Annotated in this window: 3 protein-coding genes; all 3 read right to left on the bottom strand. The window is 44.5% G+C overall.

What is annotated here, in order from left to right; translation table 11 throughout:
• Window positions 1–1,730 (bottom strand): ABC transporter permease (locus tag JHD69_RS19045; protein ID WP_199141926.1); only part of this gene is annotated, 1,730 nt, incomplete at its 3' end.
• Window positions 1,731–1,804: 74 nt separating this feature from the next.
• Window positions 1,805–4,273 carry an ABC transporter permease gene (locus JHD69_RS19040; RefSeq protein WP_199141925.1) on the bottom strand — a complete coding sequence of 823 codons (2,469 nt, stop codon included), beginning with the start codon at window positions 4,271–4,273 and terminating at the stop codon, window positions 1,805–1,807.
• A gap of 88 nt (window positions 4,274–4,361) precedes the next feature.
• Window positions 4,362–4,712, bottom strand: a complete 351-nt coding sequence (locus JHD69_RS19035; protein WP_199141924.1) for an ABC transporter permease — start codon at window positions 4,710–4,712, stop codon at window positions 4,362–4,364.
• Window positions 4,713–4,802: the final 90 nt, after the last annotated feature.

Genomic DNA, 4,802 nt, shown 5'->3' with positions numbered 1-4,802 from the left:
ATTTGGGCCTCGATGAAGAAGTAATCGGAGTAACCAAGTTCTGCATCCATCCGATAGCAAAATTTGCCGCCAGGGCAAAAGTAGGAGGCACTAAAAAACTGCGTATCGACGAAATCAAGCGCCTGCAAGCCTTCAAAGTTTACAAGCACAGTATTCAGCTCTTTCGTTTCGTTGTTGTATCTGTATTTGCCCGTAAGTTTGTGATTTAGGCTAATCATCCCATCGTTGCTGCCTACGTACTTCACGCCATCGATGCTTTTAAGCTGGGCGGCTATTCTTTTATCGAAGGATGTTTTGATGTGGATAACGGCATTGGCACTAAACCCGGGATCTCTGTTTTCCATGTACTGCATCTGCCTTGAAATAACCATAATGCCGATAAAAAAGCCAACCGCGATGACAAACTGCAAGCCAACCAACAAGTTTCTTAATGTTTTGCCTTTGTGGCTATGTCCAAAATTGCCCTTTAAAACATTTTGGGGGCGGTACGACGACAGAAAAAATGCAGGATAGGTTCCGGCCATCAGGATAACCAATAGCAAGAGCAACACAAGCTCTGCAAGCATGATGAGGTTGTTTTGGTTAAACGCAAGCGATAAATCGAGGTTAAAAAGCTGATTGAGGTATGGCAAAAAGCCTTCTAGCAAAACCGTGCTTAACAATAAGGCAATCAAGCACTGCAAGGCCGTTTCGATCAAGAATTGAAAAATCAGCGATTTCCTATGGGCTCCTATTACTTTTTTAATGCCCACCTCCTTGGCTCTCGATACGGCTTGGGCCGTAAACATATTCACAAAATTGATAACCGAAATCAAGAACAGCAAAGCCGACAATAAGATAACCGGCTTGACCATGCTTAACCAGCTTTTTCCTGTTAGGGGTTCTTGATGAATTTGATGCAGGGGCACCAAACGGGCCGATGGCTTAAGTCCATGCTGAAGATAACCCGCAATGGCTTGCTGCTGTCTTTTAAACAAGGCCAGCTTAAAATCATAATATACATTTTGCAAGGTACGGTTCAGCAATTCGTCGGTTTGCTGGCTTTTTAGTTTTACAAAAACCGTGGCAAAAAAATAGAAGTTATCATTTAATGGCAACGTTCTGACCCCCCTCTTGATCAGCTGGAAATCGACGCTGCTTGGCGTTACCGGATCGGCCACCACTCCACTAACGAAATAGGTTTCTGGAACTGTCCAGTTCTGTTCGTTGATTTTGATGGTCTTGCCTACCGGATTGATTTTCCCAAAATACCTTAAGGCTACGCTCTCCTTGATAACCACATTGCCCGGTTTACTAAAAGCGCTTTCTGGCGTGCCGTAGATAAATCGGAAAGGGAAAACCGAGAAAAAACCCTCGTTGGCATCAACGATGCCTTCTTGCATAAACGGATTATTATCATCCAAAATCACCGATTGTGGCGCTGATTCATTAAAAAAGGCAACACCCTCAATCTGAGGCATTTTATCTTTAATCAGCTCAGGAATTCGCAGATCGGCCCTGTCCATCCATTCTTTTTTGCCCTCTTTAATGGCCCAAAAATCGAGCTCCTGTAACTGATACACTTTTTTCAGTTGAGGATCCCAGTGGTCGTAGCTTTTTTCGTGGTTTACATAAAGCAATACGAAGATAAAACCGGCCAGACCCAAGGCCAGTCCCATTACATTGACTAGGGTATAGACCTTGTTTTTAACCAGGTTCCGGAAAGCGATTTTCAGGTTCAGTTTGAACATATTGGATGTTTAAATTGCATAAGCAGCTGACTGGATAAATAATGCCTAGGCCGTTGCTGCTCTATCTTTTGCAACTACTCGTATTTCAGTGCATCAACTGGTTTTGACTTTACTGCTTTTAGGCTTTGAACACTTACTGTCAGTATGGTAATCAGTACAATGGCTGTATTGACCAAAACAAAGATCAGGTAAGGCATGTCTATCCTATAGGCAAAGCCGGCAAACCACTTTTTCATATAAATATAGGCCAAAACATCGGCCAACAGGCTAGCAATTAGTACCAGTTTTACAAAATCCTTGTTCAGCAACTGAAGCAGCGAACCGGTGGATGCGCCAAGGATGCGCCTTACCGCAATTTCCCTGAGCCTTATTTTTGCCGTGTAGGCGGCAAAGCCGATCAATCCAAAAACAGAAATCAGCAAGGTAACCATACCAAAAAAGAAGATGATTTTCTGGCTTACCTCATAGCTGCTGTTCATCTTTGCAAAAACCTCATCCACAAAAACAGGTTTAATTTCTGCTCCGGGCTCTATTTCCTTCCAAAGCTCCTTTATAGCCGCAGTGGTTTGCGCCAAATCATGCGTGCTTAAACGAACAATCACATTGGTGCGCCAATGAAACTTATAATCGCTCACCAGGTAAATGGTTGGCATAATCGGCTGATCAAACCCGTAAACCTGAATATCTTTAACCACACCAATAACGTTGAATTTTTTAGCTTCGTCATCGCCTTCAATAGCCACCTGGCTGTTGATCTTGTCCAATCCCAGTTTTCGGAAAGCTGTTTCGTTTACCACGAGGCTTTGCAGCGAATCGGTACCCAGCAATGGGTATGAAAAATTTCTGCCTTGCGCTAATTTTGCACCAAGTACCGTTAAATAATTAGGATCTACGTATCTGGATTCGGCACTGATTGTGGTATTGTGATAGCGCACATTATCTTCAAAACCCGAATCGTTGATCGGCTGTTCGGTCGACCTGGTTACGTCTTCCACGCCCTTGATGGCCAAGAGCCTGTTTTTAATCGATTCGAAATGTGCGGGAGGCAATATCCGGTTTGTGTATTTTGCAATCCTAAACGACAACAAATGATCGGATTTCAATCCCAAGTCTTTTTGCTTCATAAAGTTGAGCTGGGCGAAAATCACCCCAAAACTGATCACCAGTGCAATGGCAATGGTAAACTGCACAACCACCAGTACCCTTCTCAGGTTGCCAATGTGTGTGGCCGTACTAAAATTGCCCTTCAATACCTTAACCGGACGGAAACCAGCCAGGATAAACGCCGGATAGGCGCCTGCCAACAACATAATGACCAATAAGATGAGCAGGGCCTGCCCCAAAATGAGCCAAACATCAAAAGACTTGAACAGTTCCAGGTTATCTGCAAGCAGCCGGTTGACCTGTGGCAACAGCAACTCTGCAAAAATGAGTGCCAATAAAAAGGCAATGGTGCATTGAATAGCCGTTTCGGTAAAAAACTGCTTAATTAAACTCCACTTAAAAGCGCCCAATACTTTTTTAACCCCCACTTCCTTGGCTCTTGCCTGCGCCATAACCAATGCGAGGTTGGTGTAATTGATGCAGGAAATGATTATTAAGAAAGAAGCGAGGGCAAAGAGGATATAAATGGTGGTTTGCTTGGCATTGGCCGAATAAAAAGTACTGAGGTTAAGGCTTGAGATCGGCTCTGTGATCAATTTGATGGCCGTAATGCCTTCCTTTTCCTTCAAAATCCTCAACGCTGCCTGCTGCGACGGTTTAAAATTGGCATCGCTGTTTTGGGCCATGTATTTAGCGAGTTCAACAATATAGGCATCATTTATTTTTTTCAAAGCCTTTTGCTGATCTACATTTTCCTTTAACCTGAATAAGGTGGTAAACGGGGTATTGAGCAGCTGATTGCCATATTGCTTGAAATCTTCCTGATACAGCAGGTCTAAACCGAAAACCGATGCCTGCCTTTTATCGTCCCATACGGCCTTGACTACCAATTTGCCCGGAGGAAAATTGACGCCCCTGTTCTGAACCACAACCTGATTAATCGGATCGGCATTACCAAACAGCTTATGGGCCGCTGTAGCGCTAATGGCGATGGCGTCTTTATCGGTATAGATATCCTCCATTCGGCCATAAATGGCTTTAAGCGGATACAAGCTGAAAAAGCTACTGTCTACACTGGCTGAAGGAAGCAGTTCGTTGATTGTTTTGCCGTCTTTTTCAATTTTGACATCAAATCTTCCCGTAATATTTCCTATCGACACGATTTCGGCTTCGCTAATCTGCTCCCTGATTACCTTGGCCAGCAAGCCCTTGATTTTGGTGCCTTTGTTCTCTGCGCCGTTTTTCGTAAAATCCGCAGCTACAATATAGGTTCTTTTCAAGGCAGGGTCCCATTTGTCGTAGCCCGTTTCTTTGGCAATATAGAGCAGAATAATGACGAAACCCGCCAAACCTGCTGCCAAGCCCAATATATTGATGGCGGTATAGCCCTTGTTTTTCCAAAGGTTGCGGAGGGCAATTTTTAGATTGATTTTAAACATTCTTTTAAGGTTAAAGGTTGTGAGGTGGAAGGCGGAAGGTCTTTTGGCGCTTTAACCCTACGCCTTTTACCCCTCTACCTTCTACCTTTTACTCATACTTCAATGCATCGACCGGATTGTTCACCGCAGCTTTGCGGGCCTGTATGCTAATGGTAAGCACCGCAATGATCACCGATGATAAAGTGGCGATGACAAATGGCCAAATTGGCATGTCTATCCTATAGGCAAAACCAGAAAGCCAGTTATTGGTAAAAATATAGCCTATTGGCCAGCTGACTAGGTTGGCCGCCAATACCAAAATCAGGAAAGAACGGTTCAGCATGTTCACGATCTGCAGATCTGAAGCCCCCAAAATCTTCCGGATGGCAATTTCCTTGGTCCTTCTTTTGGCCATGAAAGTAGACAGGGCAAACAAGCCCAATAGCTGTCTCTTATACACATCTCCGAGCCCACGAGACAGTACTCATGATCGCGTATGCCGTCTTCTGCTTGAAAAAGGGGGGGGGGGGGGGGGGGGGGGGGGGGGGGG

It is taken from the genome of Pedobacter sp. ASV12, assembly GCF_016429155.1.
Taxonomy (GTDB): Bacteria; Bacteroidota; Bacteroidia; order Sphingobacteriales; family Sphingobacteriaceae; genus Pedobacter.
Note: the sequence above shows the minus strand (reverse complement) of the source record. Positions and strands in the feature narration are given on the sequence as shown.